At 59.2% G+C, this 17,118-nt stretch carries 20 protein-coding genes; 8 read left to right on the top strand and 12 right to left on the bottom strand.

The window, feature by feature from the left end; all coding sequences use genetic code 11:
- Positions 1–31 precede the first annotated feature (31 nt).
- The gene (locus tag ACR0ER_RS17895; protein ID WP_170329522.1) at positions 32–694 is read right to left on the bottom strand and encodes a DsbA family protein; all 663 of its coding nucleotides are present in this window, start codon (positions 692–694) and stop codon (positions 32–34) included.
- A 14-nt stretch (positions 695–708) separates the two neighbouring features.
- Positions 709–1,215, bottom strand: coding sequence for a DUF721 domain-containing protein (locus ACR0ER_RS17890; protein ID WP_480770108.1), 507 nt, complete (start codon positions 1,213–1,215; stop codon positions 709–711).
- A gap of 80 nt (positions 1,216–1,295) precedes the next feature.
- Between ACR0ER_RS17890 and mutY the strand changes: the two genes are divergently transcribed.
- Positions 1,296–2,351: an A/G-specific adenine glycosylase gene (gene mutY / locus ACR0ER_RS17885; protein WP_480770107.1), complete on the top strand. Its 1,056-nt coding sequence runs from the start codon at positions 1,296–1,298 to the stop codon at positions 2,349–2,351.
- 59 nt (positions 2,352–2,410) lie between these two features.
- Positions 2,411–3,547, top strand: coding sequence for an alkane 1-monooxygenase (locus ACR0ER_RS17880; protein WP_480770106.1), 1,137 nt, complete (start codon positions 2,411–2,413; stop codon positions 3,545–3,547).
- A gap of 78 nt (positions 3,548–3,625) precedes the next feature.
- Here ACR0ER_RS17880 and ACR0ER_RS17875 read toward each other — a convergent pair whose 3' ends face one another.
- The 4 genes from ACR0ER_RS17875 to ACR0ER_RS17860 form a co-directional block, all read right to left on the bottom strand.
- Complete coding sequence (locus ACR0ER_RS17875; protein WP_480770105.1) at positions 3,626–5,014, bottom strand: adenylate/guanylate cyclase domain-containing protein; 1,389 nt, start codon at positions 5,012–5,014, stop codon at positions 3,626–3,628.
- A 144-nt stretch (positions 5,015–5,158) separates the two neighbouring features.
- The gene (locus ACR0ER_RS17870) at positions 5,159–6,262 is read right to left on the bottom strand and encodes a DNA methyltransferase (protein ID WP_480770104.1); all 1,104 of its coding nucleotides are present in this window, start codon (positions 6,260–6,262) and stop codon (positions 5,159–5,161) included.
- Between the two features lie 107 nt (positions 6,263–6,369).
- Entirely contained in the window at positions 6,370–6,987 is a 618-nt protein-coding gene (locus ACR0ER_RS17865) for a ribonuclease HII (protein WP_480770103.1), read from the bottom strand.
- 110 nt (positions 6,988–7,097) lie between these two features.
- Complete coding sequence (locus tag ACR0ER_RS17860; RefSeq protein WP_480770102.1) at positions 7,098–7,586, bottom strand: hypothetical protein; 489 nt, start codon at positions 7,584–7,586, stop codon at positions 7,098–7,100.
- A 175-nt stretch (positions 7,587–7,761) separates the two neighbouring features.
- Here ACR0ER_RS17860 and ACR0ER_RS17855 point away from each other — a divergent pair, with 175 nt between their 5' ends.
- The 3 genes from ACR0ER_RS17855 to ACR0ER_RS17845 all read left to right on the top strand — a co-directional run bounded on the left by ACR0ER_RS17855 (position 7,762) and on the right by ACR0ER_RS17845 (position 10,400).
- Positions 7,762–8,049, top strand: a complete 288-nt coding sequence (locus ACR0ER_RS17855; RefSeq protein WP_480770101.1) for a hypothetical protein — start codon at positions 7,762–7,764, stop codon at positions 8,047–8,049.
- Positions 8,021–8,722, top strand: coding sequence for a winged helix-turn-helix domain-containing protein (locus tag ACR0ER_RS17850; protein ID WP_170329530.1), 702 nt, complete (start codon positions 8,021–8,023; stop codon positions 8,720–8,722). Before ACR0ER_RS17855 ends, ACR0ER_RS17850 begins: the two co-directional genes overlap by 29 nt.
- A 106-nt stretch (positions 8,723–8,828) precedes the next feature.
- On the top strand, positions 8,829–10,400 hold the full coding sequence (locus tag ACR0ER_RS17845; RefSeq protein ID WP_480770100.1) for a DUF427 domain-containing protein: 1,572 nt from the start codon (positions 8,829–8,831) through the stop codon (positions 10,398–10,400).
- Positions 10,401–10,472: 72 nt separating this feature from the next.
- Here ACR0ER_RS17845 and ACR0ER_RS17840 read toward each other — a convergent pair whose 3' ends face one another.
- From ACR0ER_RS17840 to ACR0ER_RS17815, 6 genes are all read right to left on the bottom strand, one after another.
- Complete coding sequence (locus ACR0ER_RS17840; RefSeq protein ID WP_480770099.1) at positions 10,473–11,264, bottom strand: DUF1217 domain-containing protein; 792 nt, start codon at positions 11,262–11,264, stop codon at positions 10,473–10,475.
- A complete protein-coding gene (flbT, locus tag ACR0ER_RS17835) occupies positions 11,261–11,662 on the bottom strand; it encodes a flagellar biosynthesis repressor FlbT (protein ID WP_480770098.1) in 402 nt (133 codons plus the stop codon). Before flbT ends, ACR0ER_RS17840 begins: the two co-directional genes overlap by 4 nt.
- Entirely contained in the window at positions 11,662–12,036 is a 375-nt protein-coding gene (gene flaF / locus ACR0ER_RS17830) for a flagellar biosynthesis regulator FlaF (protein ID WP_480770097.1), read from the bottom strand. Before flaF ends, flbT begins: the two co-directional genes overlap by 1 nt.
- A gap of 77 nt (positions 12,037–12,113) precedes the next feature.
- On the bottom strand, positions 12,114–13,361 hold the full coding sequence (locus ACR0ER_RS17825) for a flagellin N-terminal helical domain-containing protein (protein WP_480770096.1): 1,248 nt from the start codon (positions 13,359–13,361) through the stop codon (positions 12,114–12,116).
- Positions 13,362–13,570: 209 nt separating this feature from the next.
- Positions 13,571–13,930, bottom strand: coding sequence for a flagellar biosynthesis protein FlgN (locus ACR0ER_RS17820; protein WP_480770095.1), 360 nt, complete (start codon positions 13,928–13,930; stop codon positions 13,571–13,573).
- Positions 13,914–14,195 (bottom strand): rod-binding protein, encoded by a 282-nt coding sequence (locus ACR0ER_RS17815; RefSeq protein ID WP_480770094.1) that lies wholly within the window; start codon positions 14,193–14,195, stop codon positions 13,914–13,916. Before ACR0ER_RS17815 ends, ACR0ER_RS17820 begins: the two co-directional genes overlap by 17 nt.
- Positions 14,196–14,305: 110 nt before the next feature.
- Between ACR0ER_RS17815 and ACR0ER_RS17810 the strand changes: the two genes are divergently transcribed.
- From ACR0ER_RS17810 to ACR0ER_RS17800, 3 genes are read left to right on the top strand one after another with little or no spacing between them, the layout of a single operon-like run.
- Complete coding sequence (locus ACR0ER_RS17810; RefSeq protein WP_480770093.1) at positions 14,306–15,520, top strand: flagellar hook-length control protein FliK; 1,215 nt, start codon at positions 14,306–14,308, stop codon at positions 15,518–15,520.
- 10 nt (positions 15,521–15,530) lie between these two features.
- On the top strand, positions 15,531–16,196 hold the full coding sequence (locus tag ACR0ER_RS17805; protein WP_480770092.1) for a flagellar hook capping FlgD N-terminal domain-containing protein: 666 nt from the start codon (positions 15,531–15,533) through the stop codon (positions 16,194–16,196).
- Positions 16,144–17,118, top strand: a complete 975-nt coding sequence (locus tag ACR0ER_RS17800; protein WP_480770091.1) for a phosphotransferase family protein — start codon at positions 16,144–16,146, stop codon at positions 17,116–17,118. The genes ACR0ER_RS17805 and ACR0ER_RS17800 overlap by 53 nt, the downstream gene beginning before the upstream one ends.

Genomic DNA, 17,118 nt, shown 5'->3' with positions numbered 1-17,118 from the left:
CGGCCCGCCAAAGGCCGGTCGCATAAGGCAGTTAGCTGCCCAGTTCGTCTTCGATCAGCGTCTTGAAATCGGCATAGGACATGTTGTCGACCTTCTTGCCGTTCACGATGAAGGACGGCGTCGCTTGAACACCATCACGCTCGGCGTTTTCCTGATACCAAGCCACCAGCGTCTGTGCGCGTGTGCCGTCTTGCAGGCAGGCCTCAAGCTGATCATTGTCAATGCCGGCCAGACGGCCGATTTTACGTAGTTCGTCTACTATCTCGGCCGGGCCACCGGCTTTGACCCATTCGGACTGGCCTTCAAAGATCAGATCCGTAATTCCAAAGAACTTTTCGGATCCGCCGCAACGCGCCACCATCGAGGCCCACAGGCCGTAGCGGTCGAAATACACTTCGCGGTAGATAAACTTGACCTTGCCGGTGTCGATGAAATCTTTCTTCAGCTGCTTATACGCGCCCTGATGGAAAGTGGCGCAATGCGGACAGGTGTAAGAGGCATATTCGATGATCTCGACCGGCGCGTCCTCGGCACCCTGCACCATCTCGACGATGGTCGAGGTGTCCAGATCGGCCTCTTGCGCCTCGGCGCTGCCGACCAGCGGATAAGACGGAGAGGAATTTGACTGCGACAGCCAATAGCCGCCTGCGGCGATGGCGACCGCCGCACAAATTCCGGTTGCAATACGGCTCATTTCTCAGCCCTTTCTCAGCGTTTTTGCTTGGATAAAACGTTACGGCCCAGACGTTCAAGGGCCGCGCGCAAATCACCATCGTGAACGTCGCGTGCGGTCCGGCCTGCTTCGGCCTCGATCTCTGGGTCAATCTTGGGTTTCGCCGGTTTCGGTTTGTGATCGAAACTGGCCTGCCCCTCGGCAAATCCGGTCGGAGCGGTCTGGGTGATGCGCACCCGGCTGATGGCGTTATAGCCGTAAACCGCGTTCACCTTGCCGCGCAGCTGTTCCTTCTGCATCTCAAGCATCGGGGCCTGCGGGCCGGTGGTCAGAACGGTCAGAGTCGCGCCCATTCCGCCCTTGCCATAACCCACCTTCACCGGTCGCGCGATCGATGCCAGATCCTGGCCCACGATCTCGGCCCAGTGGGTCAGCAAACGCGATACGGCAAAGCCCCGGCTTTCCCCGGCGCGCCGAATCTGTCCGTTCAGCAATGTCGCGGTGCGTTTGAACCCGCGGGTCGAAGAACGTCTGCGCTGCATCTGGTTTCCAACTCCTGCGCCGCTATTGTAAAGGGCGTGACACCGGGCGCCAGCGAAACCCGACGGGAGATAGATAAAACTTGCGTGACTCTATTCAACAGGACTTGAGCGGCGCTCTGCTGAGCTGGTACGACCGCCACGCCCGCGAGATGCCCTGGCGCGTCGGGCCTGCGGATCGGGCCGCCGAGGTTGTGCCCGATCCCTATCGCGTCTGGCTGTCCGAGGTGATGCTGCAGCAGACAACCGTGGCTGCCGTGCGCGATTACTTCATGCGGTTTACTACGCGCTGGCCCACAGTTCAGGCCTTGGCTACAGCGCCGGATGATCAGGTCATGGGGGAATGGGCCGGGCTGGGCTACTACGCCCGCGCCCGAAACCTGCTGAAATGCGCTCGGGTGGTCGCCGCGGATCATGGCGGCATCTTCCCCGACAGCTATGACGCCCTGCTGAAACTGCCCGGCATCGGCCCCTATACCGCCGCCGCCATTTCAGCCATTGCCTTCGACCGCCCAGAAACGGTGCTGGACGGCAATGTCGAACGAGTCATGGCGCGGCTTTACGACATTCACGACCCGCTGCCCGGTTCGAAACCCCTGCTCAAGGACAAGGCCGCTGCGCTGACTCCTAAAACGCGGCCGGGGGACTATGCGCAGGCGGTGATGGATCTGGGGGCCACGATCTGCACCCCGAAATCTCCGGCCTGCGGGATCTGCCCCGTCCGCGATCCCTGTCAGGCCCGCATGGCCGGAACGCAGCCCGACCTGCCGCGCAAGACACCCAAAAAGCCCAAACCGACGCGATACGGCCACGTCTATATCGCCCAAAGCAATAACGGCGCCCTATTGCTAGAGCGCCGCCCCGACAAGGGGTTGCTGGGCGGAATGCTGGGCTGGCCAAGCTCGGATTGGTCCGATGCACCAGATGAAACACCCCCGTTTGAGGCAGATTGGCAGGTTCTGACCGGAGAGGTGCGACACACGTTCACACATTTCCACCTGATCCTGCGCATCTGGACGGCGCCGTTGACTGCCGAAAGCTTGCCCGAAGGCCTAATCGTGCTGGAAAAACACGCCTTTCGCCCCAGAGACCTGCCCACCGTAATGCGCAAGGCGCACGACCTCTGGCGCAACCGATAGCCCGTTGTACGTCCTGTCGGACTGTGACTAGTCTGTGCGCAGTTTTTCGGAGCCACCCCATGACCGCGATCCAGTCCCTGTCCCGCTGGCAATCGGCACTGCCCTTCTGGATCTCATTCCTGCTGATCCCGTTGATCTGGGGCACGGCGATGGCAGGCGGCTGGTGGGTTCTGCTTGTCCCGGCAAGCACGTGGTGGGCGTTTGCCGTGCTGGATCGCCTGACCGGGCTGGAGTTGAGCAACGCCGACCCCGACACGCCAGACACCGTGCTGCGCTGGTATATCCTGCTGACCAAAGCCTGGGTTCCGGTGCAGTTCCTAACCTTGTATGGGCTGATCTGGTACGCCGCTCATTCAGACCATCTGTCGACAGCGGCCAAGATCGGTTTGTTCTTCGGTATGGGTACCATTTCCGGCACCATCGGGATCAACTACAGCCACGAACTGATGCACCAAAAGGGCCGGTTCGAGCGTTGGCTGGGCGATATTCTTCTGGCGATGGTGCTGTATTCGCATTTCCGGTCCGAGCACCTGTTGGTCCATCACCGCTTTGTCGGCACCCCGCGCGATCCGGTCACGGCGCGCTATAACGAAGGCTTCCACCGCTTCTACCCGCGCGTCCTGAAACAAAGCCTCGTCTCCGCGTTCCGGGCCGAGCGCGAAAAACTGGCCCGCAAGGATCGCCACTGGAGCGACCCATCCAACCCGTTCTGGCGATATTGGAGCCTGCAAGCCACGATGCTGGCGCTGGCCTTCGCTATCGGAGGTCTATCCGGCCTCGCCTTGTTTCTAATCCAAGCGGGCACGGCCATCTGGCAGTTGGAACTGGTCAATTACGTGGAACATTATGGCCTGACCCGCAAACATCTAGGTCAGGGCAAATACGAACACGTACTGCCGCGCCATTCCTGGAATGCCTCGCAGACGGCGTCGAACTGGCTGCTGATCAACCTACAGCGCCACTCGGACCACCACTACAAACCGAACCGCCGGTTTCCGCTGCTGCAGCACCACCCAGAGGACGCTGCCCCGCAACTGCCCTACGGCTATCCGGTGATGACCGTGGCGGCCATGATCCCGCCACTCTGGCGCCGTGTCATGAACCCCCGCGTCCGCGCCTGGCGTCGCCAATACTACCCCGAAGTCACCGACTGGACGCCCTACAACCGCGCAGAGAACCCCTCACCTCAGCCGTGACCGCAGTGCGCGCCAGCGCGCTGCCCGGCCCAACGATCTGCCTTGCATCTCTGATGCAGGGCAGATCGGCGGGAGCACCTACCCCCTCATCACCCAAACATCCATCGGGGCCTCTACCCCCCGGACGGCATGGTTTTCATGTTTTTCGAATCCTGCCATCAGCTCAAATGCGCTGTGACCCTCGTCCTGTAATTGCCCTCGCACCGCGTCGCTGATGATCACCCTTGCCTGAAACTCCCGGGTCAGCGCCTCTAACTTGGCGGCCACGTTCACTGCATCCCCAATTACCGCAAATTCCAGCCGGTTGGCCCCGATATCGCCCAGAACCACCTCACCAAAATGAACCCCGATTCCGACACGAATCTCGGGCTCACCCGCCCGGCGGCGCTCAATGTTCCAGCGGTCGATCACCACGACCATATCCCGGGCACAGGCCACCGCGTTGCTTGCGTCTAAAGGCGTTGGTACCGGAGTCCCGAATGTTGCCATCAACCCGTCCCCCAGATACTTGTCCAGCGTTCCGTGATGCCGAAAAACCTCGGCCTCCATCCGGGCGTGGAAACCGCGTAGAACCTCGATCACCTCATAAGGATCGCGCCCGGCGGCGTATTTGGTGAACCCCACGATATCGATGAACAGAACCGCGATGTTTTCTTTGCGCACTTGCTTGAGCGGCTCATCATTTTGGCTCAGTTCATCCACCACGTTGGGCGAGAAATAGCGCGACAGGTTTGCCCGTTCGCGCTCCAAGCCTGCATTGGTCATCAGCAACCGGTTGAGCCGCCGCATCGACACGCCCAACGTCACCGCAACCATCATGAAGACTACGATCTGCTGGATTCGTTGCGTGGGCATGAAACTGTTGGGGTCCAACAGCTCAGCCACATCCGGATAGCCGGTCAAAGCCTCGGCCACACGTTCGCTGAGTTCAGGCATCGGAGTCGCAACCCACCAGGCGATGATCCATCCAGCGGTCCACATGCCCGCCGTCCATGATCCTATCGCAATCACCGTGCGCCAGGAATACGCCAGCGTTCCGGCCGCCAAAATGATGAAGAAATACTGGAAGTTATCGAACCGGTACTGCATCGCCAGCGGTCGCACATCGTCGCTGAACGGGTTGGGCACGACCATTGCCGTCGTCATGATCAACAAGTCCGCAAAAATCAGCAATAGCTCGGTCCGCGATTGCCCCACACGACCAGCACGCCGGATCAGCCAGCCATTTGCGCAGATCAGCAGCAGGATGAAATGGTACCACAGCACTTCCCATTGCGGGTTGAGGAAAACCAGCAGTATAGCGGTCAGCCCCATTGCGATCCACCGCGCACGCACGGCAAGCTCCAGTCCTTCGCGCTTGTGCCGTTCCAGCGCGGCTTCGGTGTATTTGTTCTCCAGATCGTAGTTATCTGGGCGGGTTACAAAGAACCGGTCAAAGCGGGATTGGCTGGCTGTGGTATCCGACATCACATAGGCTCCTTCACTGCATCGCAGGATACAGGAGGCGCGGTTTGAGACCAGACGACAGGAAAACAAAAGACCCCGCCGAGGTCGGCGGGGCAAGGCGTAGTGCCTTGTGTCAGGCCACAGGCACCGGCGGTATTGGTGAAATCAGTTGTGCATCTCTGCCCGGATTTGCTGGCGCAACACGTCGATGGGCACCGTCTTGCCGTCGCGTTTGAAGCACCAGTAGGTCCAGCCGTTACAAGAGGGGGCGTTTTCCAGATGCGCGCCCACCTGATGGATCGAGCCCTTGACGTTTTGTCCAACCAGCGTGCCATCGGCGCGGACCTTGGCCTTGTGGCGCTGGTTCATCGAATACAGCTCCTCGCCCGGCCGCAGCATCCCGCGCTCGACCAGCTGGCCGAAGGGCACACGCGGCTCGGCGCGCTTGCTGGCGCTGACCTCCAGCGCCTCGCGGTCGAATTTGCGGACCTTGGCGATGCGCTTTTCAGCGACCTTGCGATAGCTTTCCTCGCGCTCGATGCCGATGAATTCGCGGCCCAGCATCTTGGCGACAGCGCCTGTAGTCCCGGTGCCAAAGAACGGGTCCAAAATCACATCGCCCGGATTGGTCGAACCGATCAGCACACGGTGCAACAGAGATTCCGGTTTCTGCGTCGGATGTGCCTTGTCGCCGTTTTCGTCCTTCAGACGCTCATGCCCGGTGCAAATAGGCAGCACCCAGTCGCTGCGCATCTGCACGCCTTCGTTCAGCGCCTTCAGAGCCTCATAATTGAACGTGTATTTCGCGCCTTCGCGTTTCGACGCCCAGATCATCGTCTCATGCGCATTGGTGAACCGCTTGCCGCGGAAGTTCGGCATCGGGTTCGACTTACGCCAGACAACGTCGTTCAGAATCCAGTATCCCGCGTCCTGCAGGGCCGAGCCCACACGGAAGATGTTGTGGTACGAGCCAATCACCCAGATCGCGCCATTCGGCTTGAGCAACCGATGCGCTGCCTTCAGCCAGTCGCGGGTGAACTGGTCATAGGCTCCAAAGCTGCTGAACTGATCCCAGTGATCATCAACCGCGTCTACCTGACTGTTATCGGGGCGGTGCAACTGGCCTTTCAGCTGCAGATTATAGGGCGGATCCGCAAAGATCAGGTCCACCGACGCCTCGGGCAGACTGTTCATCACATCGATGCAGTCCCCGGATAGAATCGTGTTTAAAGGGAGCGCTTTTGCGCCCTTTTTGGTGGTTGTTGTCATTTTACTGCCTCAAGTATCCACGGCGCTTTTGCGCTCATTTGGTTGAGACAAGGATGAGTCAAAGACGATTCGCCGTCAATTTCTTTTTTGAATCAGCGACTTACGATTTACTCTTGATACAAGATATTGTGTACCGGCTTGAACGAACGTCTATGGTGTGGGGTCACACCAAGATTTTGCAGCGCTTCGCAGTGTTGTTTCGACGGATAACCGGCGTTTGTCTCCCAGCCATAGCCGGGATGCTGTTGCGCCAAATCCACCATCAGTTGATCGCGCCAGTTTTTGGCGATGATTGACGCCGCCGCAATCGACACCGAATGCGCGTCGCCCTTGACCACGGCCTGCGAGGGGATCGTCAGGCCACGCGGAATCATGTTGCCGTCGATCAGCAGGTAATCCGGCGGCGGGTTCAGCGCTGCCACCGCCCGCTCCATCGCCAGATGCGAGGCGCGCAAGATGTTGTGTTCGTCGATCTCAGCCACCGTGGCCTCGGCCACCGCGATCTCGGCACGGTCGCGCAGCGCGGCCTCAAGCGCGATGCGCCGCTTTGCCGTCAGCTTCTTCGAATCGTTCAGCCCCTCGGGAATATCCCCGGAGTTCAGAATCACGGCCGCCGCCACCACCGGCCCAGCCAGCGGCCCACGCCCAACCTCATCCACGCCCGCGATCCGCAGATAGCCATTCGCCGCGGCGGTTTTCTCAATTTCATAATCCGGTGTCGTCATACCCCCGGAAAACCGCGTTTCACCGCGCACCGCAACAAAAAAGAGAGGGCAGCTTGCGCCACCCTCTCCCTGCACGGCGCTTCTGTGGCGCCGCTCCTGCTCGAAAACCTTTACTTGTTACTTACGCGGTATCCATTCTGGCGCAGGCAGCCGGGATGGTACGCCCGCTTGACCCTGTCGCCGTTCCAGAACCTGACCTCGCACTGGTCTGGCAGGCTATTGCTGTATTTGTAGTGCTTGCTCAGACAATTCGTGCCCAACAGACGCTGTTTGGGTCCATGCCCTTTGAAATTTCGCAAGCATCGTTGCGGCAGGTTGTAGCGCGCAACACGTTTGGGCAGCGGGCGTACGCGATGCGGCTTATGCTTCGGTTTCGAGTACACGCGGTTTTGGGGCGCCTTATATACGTGATTGTAGTTGTTCGTAACGGTATTCTTTTTGTTTTCGTCACTGAAATGCTTCACGGCGACGCCAAGAAGCGCAATTGCCGCAAGCCCGCCGAGGATATCTTCGACATCAGCAGCCCGCGCCTGCGACGCCGAAATTCCGGTGATGGCAACCGCAGAGGCCACGATCAGGGCGATGAATTTCTTATGCATGTTGCTTGTCCTTCAGAGGTCTTAGAGGCCCGGTGGCGGGCCGTGTGCTCGATGCCCTGACACTGTTCCTTCCCCGTTCAGACAAGCAATAACGCCCCGTTGTTATCCAATATCAGACCTGCCAAACCCCTTGGGTTATTGAATATCGTGGCAACCCATGCGCAGGATGCGGCTTATGAAACAGATCCTTTCTTCCTTGGTCCTGTTGGCCCTGATATCGCTTGGCTCTACCGCAGCTGCGGCCGATTGCTATGCCGACTACAAGGCCAAAAAGGATAATCCGCTGCGCCTGCACTATGGCGTCATGCAGGTGCCTGCCTGCGACAAGGGGCGCGCAAAAAAAGAAGTCGCCAATCGCCTAAAAGGCTCGGGCTGGACCCTGCTGAACGTCATATCCGTGTTCGGATCGGAAGGGTTGGATAAAAGGAAGGGCAATGCCGGAAAATTCTATCTCCGTTACTGAGGCCCGCCGATCCGGTGTCAGACTGGTCGGCGCGGGCATCGCGGCGATCGTAGTGATTCTGGTGACGGCGGCGATCTTCCTGTTCTGGACCCTGCCAGATGCCAATGCCTTTAACGCTCGGGTCGAACGGTTGTTCATCGAAAGCGACCTAACCTCGCAGACGGAAATCCGTTTGCTCGAGATTCTGGCGCAATCCGGCACGGCCTTCGCCGACACGCTGTCCAGCTATCGCATGGTGATCTTCGTGCTGCTGGTCTTTGCCAGCGCCATGCTGGTGACCGCGCTGGTGTTTCTGGTGATGCTGGTGACTCTGAACCGGCGGATGGCACAGATCGAACGCACCGGGATTCAGGTCACTTCTCTGCTGATCAGTCGCGAGGAAAACACCGTCTACCTGAACAACATGGATTTCAAACTGACCCCGGCGGCGATGGAGACCCTGTCGGTTTTGGCTGAATCCCGTCTGGATGACGAAGTTCTTTCGGGCGTGCAAATCGAGGCGATGATTTCCGGCAAAGACGCCGCCGACTGTGATGAGGCCGCAGGTGCCACCCGGATCAAACGGCTGCGCGATGCATTGGGCAATCAGATGGTCAGCGAACTGCTAGTCAAGAACATCGCCAAAAAGGGCTATATGCTGTCGATCGAAAAAGACGTAATCCAGATGGTCTGATCCGGCCTTTCTGCACAATTTGTGTGTGGTAAAAAGCCGGTGACACCCCTTGGAATGCGACAGTCAAAGCCCCATCCTATTAAGACTCGCGTCAGGGAGTCTGATGATGAATGTGCACACCACCCCAAAGACCAATGGTTACGACATCTCGGTCGAAAAGCTGACCGGTCGCGTTGCGATCTACCGCGACGAAACCCTTTTGGCCGATAGCAGCAATGCCAAGGTCATGTATGAAACGCGGCTGCCCGCCACGATCTACATCCCAAGGGAGGACGTCTGCATCGATCTTGGCGAGGAAACCGAATTGCAGACCTTCTGCCCCTTCAAAGGGACCGCGACCTATCACGATGTTATTCTGGATGGTCAGCGGCTGGCCAATTCCGTCTGGGCCTATGAAGACGCCCTGCCCGAAAGCACAGCCATTCAGGGCCATATCGGTTTCATGCCCGACGCCTATTCGCGGATCGATCTGGGCGAAAACACTCTGCGCGACCCCGAGGATGGTAATATCAGCGGTCCGCTGATCGACTGGTTGATGCGCGGCGCGTCCGAGAACCAGACCCCCGAAGCCTTCACCAAAGCCCTAGCTGAAAAAATGCTGGAGCACGGCATCGCCATCCAACGGCTCAGCATTCTGGCCTGGTCGCTGCATCCACTGATCGCGGGCAAACACTATATCTGGGAAAAGGGTGAGGCCGAGATCTCGACCAATGTGCCCACCTATGAGATTCACGACCACCCGGCCTATATCAACAGCCCCCTGCGTCACGTGTCGAACGGGCTGGGCGGGGTGCGTCAGCGTCTGAATGACGAAAATCCGCAAAACAGCTTTCCGATCATGGAGGATTTGCGCGCCAAAGGCGCAACTGATTACGTTGCCATGCCCCTGCCCTTCTCGGACGGGCGAACCAATGTTCTGACTCTGACTTGCGATCACCCGGATGGGTTCACCACCGAAAACCTTGGGCTGGTTTTCGAGTGTTCTTCGGTCATTGCCCGGTATTACGAGGTCTTCATGCAGCGCGAAAACGCGCAGGTCTTGCTGGAAACCTATGTGGGCAAACGCTCGGGTGCGCGGGTTCTGGGGGGAGAAATCCGGCGGGGCGACGGGGACGAGATCGACGCCGCCATCATGTTCTGCGACCTGCGCAACTCCACCAGCCTGGAAGAACGTCTTGGCCGTACCGCCTATATCAACTTGCTGAACGAGTTCTTTGAGACCGTATCCGGCATCGTGCACGAAAACGGCGGTGAGGTCCTCAAGTTCATCGGCGACGCTGTGTTGGCAGTTTTCCCAGCCGGTGATGACTCGGAGTCGGCGCGTTGGAATGCTCAACGCTCTGCCATCGAAATCGTCGAAAAACTGGGCGAATTGCGCCAGTCCGGATCAGACACCCATTGCGATTGCTCCATCGGGGTCGCCTATGGTCGGGTTACTTATGGCAATGTCGGGTCACGCGAACGGCTTGATTTCACCGTCATCGGACAAGCCGCAAACGTGGCGGCCCGATTGGGGGAGTATGGCAAAAAGGTAGGCCATCGTATTGTAGTCTCAGCCGACATTCAGCCGGCCTGTGCCAATGCCGAGCCGCTTGGGGATGTCAAACTGCACAACGTGTCCCTTCCGGTCACATCCTTCGCACTCCGAACCTCAGCAGATGCGCTTTTGAGCGGCTAACGTCCGTTTTGGTGACAGGTGTTGGGATCCAACGAGAACCGGCATGACCAGATGTTGAATCCGTGTTTTCCGTCACGCCCCCAGCAGGATTAGTGCGGATTGAGCGGGTGAAATCGTGCTCTGCAACTGAGCAATCTGGCTGCGGGCAAGATACCGGTCCGTCAGCTTTACCACCGCCTCCTCATCCGTAAACTGCGACAGGTCATCTGACCCGGTAACACCCGACAACCTGTCTTTGAACACCTCAAGTTGCCGGTCGATGTCCAGTTGAGCGAAACTTGATGGCAGCCCAAGCGCCGTTTCCATCATACTGCGCAGCGGCGGCAGGCTCATCAGATCGAACCATTTGGTGTCTGCACTGCCGTTTTGCCCAGCCAAGTCGACCAGAGCGTGCTGCGCATACAGCGCAATGCGCATGGTTTCATCAGACTCGCCCACCGCGATTTCGAACCGGGACACGACGTTGTCGCGGGCAATGTCCTCCATAAAGGTCGCCAGCCCGGTTCGGCGTATTTCACCCGGCCCCAGACCAAACGCCTCGGAAAACTCCCGATACCGGCCGTCAGACAGCCGGTTTGACAGCGCATCATCGGCGCTGGTGCCATCGGACAGCACTTTCTGGATGAAGTAACGGTTGTTGATATCGTCTTCCAAACCGAAAGCGCCGAGTGCAACCTGCAGTAAACGCCGATCCGACACCAGATCCTCGGCCCTTTGCACCTTGCCGATGTTGTCCAGAAAGTACTGCCGCTCCCTCTCGTTGAAGGATGAGGACGAAAAGCTGTCCAGTTGCGCGTCATAGGTGCGCTGCAGAAACCGCCAGCCCACCAAACCGCCCGTAGGGATGACTGGCTGGAACGTCATTGCTGATACGCCATCAACCGCTCTTCGCGCGGCAACAATGCGCGCAGAGCTTTCAGACACTTGTAATACTGCTCGGCCAACAAGGCCTCGGTCGCCTCGGACAACACACGGCGACTGTCCGCGTCGGTAAAGACCTGGCTCAGCTCTTCGACCCGGCGCAGCAGTTGCTGACGGGCCCGTTCGGGCTCCATATCGCCGGACAGCACAAGCTGTGCGGCATAGCAAACCCGTCGCACCGGGGTATTCACCTCATCCGGGTGGATGGCGTCCCGCAAACGCAAGACGTTGGCATCAGGCGTCATGATCGAAAACCGACTGCGGCGATCCCCGTTTTCAACAACCACGCCGTTGATCAGAACCCTCTCTTTCGGGGCCAGTTTCAGAACCAGCCCGCCCATCAGGTGGCCCCCATTTGCCGCAGGCCGCGCAAAACGGCCATGTTGATCTCAAGCAGCGGTTCCACCGTTGCCTTGTTGCCCAGAACCTGGCTGCTGTGCTGTTCGGTGAACTCGGCCAGATAGAAAATCCGTGCCCGCAACTCGTTGGGCAAGGCGTTGTCCGAATCCGTGACACCGCTGGCTAGAACGGACCAAAGACGGCGGTTTTCGTGCAGGGCCTGAACGAACCCGCCAAAATCTGTCTTTTGCTGGGCGGCCGCAGCCTTGAGCCGGTGCGTGATCTTTGAAATCGCCTCGTACTCGGTGTCGCGCGGTGTGCGCGTGGGGGCGGCGGTCTGTGCATAGGCTCGCTGAGCAAGAGTGTGCGGTGTCACTAGAAATCCTTCCAATTGCCCGTCTTTGGGCGGTCAGGGCCTGGGCGCGTTTCCACGCCCCGGCCAAGTTTCGGAGGTTAACGGAACAGAGACAGGATCGACTGCGGCGCCTGGTTGGCGATCGACAGCGACTGGGTGGCTAGCTGCTGCTGAACCTGCAGGGCCTGCAGACGAGCCGAGGTTTCTTCCATGTCGGCGTCTACCAGCGAACCGATACCGGATTTGAACGAGTCGGCCAGGTTCGAGATGAACTCTTTCTGGGTCTCGATCCGGCCCTGCGCGGACCCGAACGCTGCCGACGCGTCGATGGCAGTATCAATCAATCCCTCAATGGTTCCCAGAGCTGCCAATGCGCCCGAGTCGGTAGAGACGTCGATTGCATCCAAGGCCCCAAGACCCCCGGCACCCGCATTGGTGAATTGAGCTGAAACGGTCACGTCACGATCCGCGTCGGCGCCCGCCGTTGCAGTACCGGTCACGAAGGTCAACGTTCCTGGGTTACCCGAATCGTAGTCAATCGCGACACCCGTGATACCCAGCGAGTCGATCTTGTTCTTCAGACCCACAGCAACGATACCGTCTGTGTACGCTGCATCATATGTGCCCGAGGGATCCAGATCAGAGGCTTGAATGGTGTAGGTTGCAACCTGATCACCCACTGCAATCGACACCTTGTCGCCCGCTGCGAAGTTGTCGGTCGAACTGTCGATCACGATATCCCCGGTGCCACCGGACTTATCCATAGTGAAACCTGCGGTATCGTTGTCAGTGGTCACGTTGTCCGACCCAGCAAGAACACCCTTGGCTGTGTAGCCACCCACCGAGAGGTCTTGCGCTGCAACGCTGATCGACGACGGTGTCACACCACCAGATGCATCACGATCTAGAGACGACAGGATCGAAGCCGGACCCGAAGACCCGTTCACCAGATTCAATCCATTGAACTGTGCCGCACCAACAACGGACTCGATCTGATCCTTAAGCGCGCTCACGTCCGCATTGATCTTGCCGCGATCCACGTTGTCTTCCTGGGCCGCGACGATCTTGCCTTTCATCTGGTTCAGAAGGTCCGTCACGGTTTCAGCCGCGTTCCGTGCCACGGCAACAGTCGATTCACCCAGCGCCAAGCTGTCCTTGATCGCGTTGAAACCCTTAACGTCGGACTCCATGACTTTGGAGATCGCCCAGACGGCCGAATTGTCTTTGGCAGTTGCAACGTCCTTACCGGTCGAGATCGCGTTCTGGGTCTGTGCCAGGTTCTTGTTGACCGATTTCAGAGTTTGCAGCGCAACCATTGCGCCATTGTTGGTCAGAATGCTGGACATAGCTTTCTTCCTTTTCCGTTCGGGCCCTTTGCGCCCATGCTTACCCCGCACCATCTGCGGGCTTTGACGTCTTTCTGATCAGTGCGATCCGCCGTCGGGCTGTTCGCGCCACCTGCTGTTTCAGGTGCCCGACCACCTTTGCCGCCGATCCCCTAACGGAGTGCTAAAGCGCCCAAGCCAGAAAACTCGGATTTGAATCAAACCCGTCACTATGCCCGTTTTTCCAGCTTTGCATGGTGGCGCACGGTGTATCCGTTGCGCCGACCGTCGGCGCCATAGGTGCTGAATTCCTGACGCACGCGGCGCAATTCGGCCATGCGGCTGGCCACGGCGCGAATCCCCTCGGCCGCGCTGTTCAGCAAGGCCTGATTGCGCTCCACCTTCTCTTGCAGGCGAATCAACTCGGCACTGTCAAAGACCTGAAGGTCATTGATTGCCCCGATCAGTTTTTCCTTTTCCGGCGCCATGTGATTCAGCCGGTCCAGATCACCGTCGACCAGCACCGTCCGCTCAAGGTCCAGCACTTCTTCCAAGGACTTGATCAGGTCGGTGTCAGCTTTGGTCGGCATTGGTTTTCTCCATCATGGACTTGAACAGAATTTCGGACAGGCCGACGCCACCGGCTTCGGCCAGTGCGCGCGCCTGATGCTGCACAAGGAACGACGAAAACTGGTCCTCCCCTGCGCCGCCGCCAAAGGATTGGCGTGCTTTGCCCAACCCGGAGGCCTTGAGCATTTCAGCCAAAAACGCCGCCTCCAACTCGACAGCAGCGGCCTTTACTTTCTGAGGTGTCTTCGGTGGTTGCGTGACGGGAGGTGTCGCAGAAACCTTCATTGCTTTCTCCGAAATTTGCATCGAACTTTCTCGATCAAAGGCGAAAGCGGTTAAAATAAACGTAACTTCCTGCGGGCAGATTTCGGTTACACAAAAGGAGCCGGAGCAAAATGCCCAACCCTCTTTCAGCGGTGATGTCCTCGCCAACCGCCGCCGCCGCGAAACCCGATGCGACCCCGCAGGAGGCGCGCGAGTCCAATGGCGGTATGTCCTTTCAAACGGTCTTGGATCAGGATACCGGTCCGCATTACGGGGGTGCTGAAACGGCTGATCTTCTGGTTCAGGATCCGGACGCAGCGTCCGAACTGGAGGTCGTCACGGAAGAGGCTGAGTCGACAGACATCGCTGTTGCACCGGATAACCAGCCGCCTGCCGAAATCCGCCCTGTTGCTGCAGAGGCGATTCCAAAACCTGTTTTGGACACGGCCCCCAAAGTGCGGTCTAAAACACCGCCGGTCGTTCAGGCTAACGCCGAATCGACCGGGGACAAGCAACCGGGTCCTCCACAGGCTGAACTCCTGCAAACAGCCGAAAACCCAGCGCAGCGCGCGCTTCCGCCGGTCTTTCAGGCATTGATTTCAGGGGCCGAGCAACCAAGACGCCCGACTGAAGGCACCCTTAAACCGCAGAGCTCGTCGATGGGTCCGGCCGTTTCGGACCAGCGCCCGAAAGAGTCGCCGATTCTGTCGGTCTTTTCCGACCCGGACAGGCCTGTAGCGCAATCCACGCCAGTGGCGGAACCGATCCAGAAAATACCGGAACGCGCACCGACATTTGTGCAGATGCAGCTTCTGGCGACCGAGAAAACCAGCCCCCAAACGGACACGCTGCCTACCCCCGAGGTTGAGGACATACAGGCCGCCAGAGAGGCCCCGACGCTATCGTACTCACGCGAATCGGGACCCGCGGTTCAGGCAATGACAGCCACCGCCCGCGCGGAAACGGCGCGTGCCATTGCATCTCAGATGGCGACCGCTATCAATGTCCGGCCACATTCCGGCACCATCGAGGTTGCGTTGAATCCCGAAGAACTGGGACGCGTTTCGATCATTCTGAATGGCCGCGACGACGGCCTGCATCTGACTATCAGCGCAGAACGCCCTGAGACGCTGGACATGATGCGGCGCCACCTCTCGGTTCTTGAGGCCGAGTTCCAGAATTTCGGTCTGGGCGATCTGTCCTTTGATCTGGGCACATCCGCCGATGCGCAACACGAACAATCTGAGGGGGGTGAGGGCAACGCGTTCTCGACCTCTCAACCCGAGCACGCCGCCGAGGCTGGTCCGGCGCGCCTACACATCGCCCTGACGGGCGAATCGACATGAGGCTTTGACCATGATCACCCCAACGCAATCGACGACTCAGACCAACACGCCAGCGCAGGCGGCGTCCAGTTCGCAGGCCCCGTCAGTGGCATCCGATTTCGACACATTCTTGTTGCTGATGACCACTCAGGCGCAGAATCAGGACCCGTTGGAGCCGATGGATTCCAGTGAATATGCTTCACAACTAGCGCAGTTTTCGATGGTTGAACAACAGGTGCAAACCAACGAGGCGCTGTCCGAGTTGGTGCTGTCGCTGGGCGGTGTCAAGCTGGAGGAATTGGCCAATTGGGTCGGCATGGATGTCCGGACCACCGCAGCGTTTCACTTTGACGGTGAACCTTTGACCCTGTCCGCGCAAGCTGCAACGGCGGCCGACGGTGCGGTCATGGTCATCCGTAACAGCAACGGAACCGAGATCGAGCGGATTTCTGTTCCAGTAACACAGACCGACTTTGTCTGGTCCGGAACAGCCGGTGATGGCAGCCCGCTGCGGGCGGGCAGCTATACGGCAACGCTGGAAAGCTATGACCGGGATAAACTGCTGTCGACCCAACCCGTCGCGGCCTACAATCAGGTGGTTGAGGCACAGGTTGGCGAAGACTCGGTCTTACTGACACTGGAAAGTGGACAGGTCGTTCCGGTGGGAATGGTTACAGCGGTTCGCGCCGGAGCTTGATCTGCCGGGCGCGACAGGCCACACCTGTGCAACCTGCGACTCGCTTCTTGTACCGGTGACCCCTCTGTCTGACCCGATTACCCCTCCGCTGGATCTTGTCGATGACCTGCGCGATCGGGGTCTGATTGCAGGGGATGCGCGGTTTCAGACCTTGTATGGCGGACGCACCAATCAGGTCTGGAAGGTGCTGGAAGAAAACGGCGGCAAGGTGCTGAAACTGTACCGCGCCGGGTTGCGCAATCCGCTGTTTCGCAACGATGCCGAGTTGGAGGCACAGTGCCTGACCGCTCTGGAGCCCACCGGTTTTGTACCGCGCCTGCGCGCGGCCGGTAAGCATGAACACGGCCGATGGGTGTTCTACGATCACGCGCCGGGCGCGCCCTGGTGCGAGGGGGCGGCTGAAGTGGGGGCGCTGCTGCGCAAGCTTCATACGCTCAACCCGCCCGTACAGGCGCCCAAAGGATGCAACGGCAGCGCGGACTTGGCGCAGCATGCGCAGAGCATTCTTGACGGGTGCGTTTCGAAAATGCGGCTTCGGCTGGAACGGCTGAGGCCTGAAGAACAGGTGCCCCCAACCGCGCAAACATGCCTGATCCACGGTGACCCGGTCGCCGGGAATATTCTGGCCACACCGTCCGGCCTGACCCTGATCGACTGGCAATGCCCGGCACAGGGTGACCCGTGTGAGGATCTGGCTTTATTCCTGTCCCCGGCGATGCAGCGCGTGTACCGCGGCGCGGCTCTGACGCAGGCGGAAGAGCGTCAGTTCTTATCCGCCTATGGTCACGCAGATACGGTGAAACGGTTTAAGACGCTGCGCCGCTGGTATGCGTGGCGGACGGCGGCCTATTGTCTGTGGCGTGTCGAAAACGGCGCGGGCGATTACGCGGAAGGGTTGGAGCTGGAGTTGGCGGCGTTCTGA

Source organism: Ruegeria sp. CH8 (assembly GCF_056536985.1).
This window is presented reverse-complemented; position numbering and strand designations above follow the sequence as displayed.

Coding starts and splice junctions, on each gene's coding strand:
- ACR0ER_RS17860 (WP_480770102.1), bottom strand. CDS start 7,586: ATGCATAAGAAATTCATCGCCCTGATCGTGGCCTCTGCGGTTGCCATC.
- ACR0ER_RS17845 (WP_480770100.1), top strand. CDS start 8,829: ATGAATGTGCACACCACCCCAAAGACCAATGGTTACGACATCTCGGTC.
- flbT (WP_480770098.1), bottom strand. CDS start 11,662: ATGGGCGGGCTGGTTCTGAAACTGGCCCCGAAAGAGAGGGTTCTGATC.
- ACR0ER_RS17825 (WP_480770096.1), bottom strand. CDS start 13,361: ATGTCCAGCATTCTGACCAACAATGGCGCAATGGTTGCGCTGCAAACT.
- ACR0ER_RS17840 (WP_480770099.1), bottom strand. CDS start 11,264: ATGACGTTCCAGCCAGTCATCCCTACGGGCGGTTTGGTGGGCTGGCGG.
- ACR0ER_RS17820 (WP_480770095.1), bottom strand. CDS start 13,930: ATGCCGACCAAAGCTGACACCGACCTGATCAAGTCCTTGGAAGAAGTG.
- ACR0ER_RS17870 (WP_480770104.1), bottom strand. CDS start 6,262: ATGACAACAACCACCAAAAAGGGCGCAAAAGCGCTCCCTTTAAACACG.
- ACR0ER_RS17855 (WP_480770101.1), top strand. CDS start 7,762: ATGAAACAGATCCTTTCTTCCTTGGTCCTGTTGGCCCTGATATCGCTT.
- ACR0ER_RS17880 (WP_480770106.1), top strand. CDS start 2,411: ATGACCGCGATCCAGTCCCTGTCCCGCTGGCAATCGGCACTGCCCTTC.
- ACR0ER_RS17875 (WP_480770105.1), bottom strand. CDS start 5,014: ATGTCGGATACCACAGCCAGCCAATCCCGCTTTGACCGGTTCTTTGTA.
- ACR0ER_RS17865 (WP_480770103.1), bottom strand. CDS start 6,987: ATGACGACACCGGATTATGAAATTGAGAAAACCGCCGCGGCGAATGGC.
- ACR0ER_RS17890 (WP_480770108.1), bottom strand. CDS start 1,215: ATGCAGCGCAGACGTTCTTCGACCCGCGGGTTCAAACGCACCGCGACA.
- ACR0ER_RS17895 (WP_170329522.1), bottom strand. CDS start 694: ATGAGCCGTATTGCAACCGGAATTTGTGCGGCGGTCGCCATCGCCGCA.
- ACR0ER_RS17850 (WP_170329530.1), top strand. CDS start 8,021: ATGCCGGAAAATTCTATCTCCGTTACTGAGGCCCGCCGATCCGGTGTC.
- ACR0ER_RS17805 (WP_480770092.1), top strand. CDS start 15,531: ATGATCACCCCAACGCAATCGACGACTCAGACCAACACGCCAGCGCAG.
- ACR0ER_RS17815 (WP_480770094.1), bottom strand. CDS start 14,195: ATGAAGGTTTCTGCGACACCTCCCGTCACGCAACCACCGAAGACACCT.
- ACR0ER_RS17810 (WP_480770093.1), top strand. CDS start 14,306: ATGCCCAACCCTCTTTCAGCGGTGATGTCCTCGCCAACCGCCGCCGCC.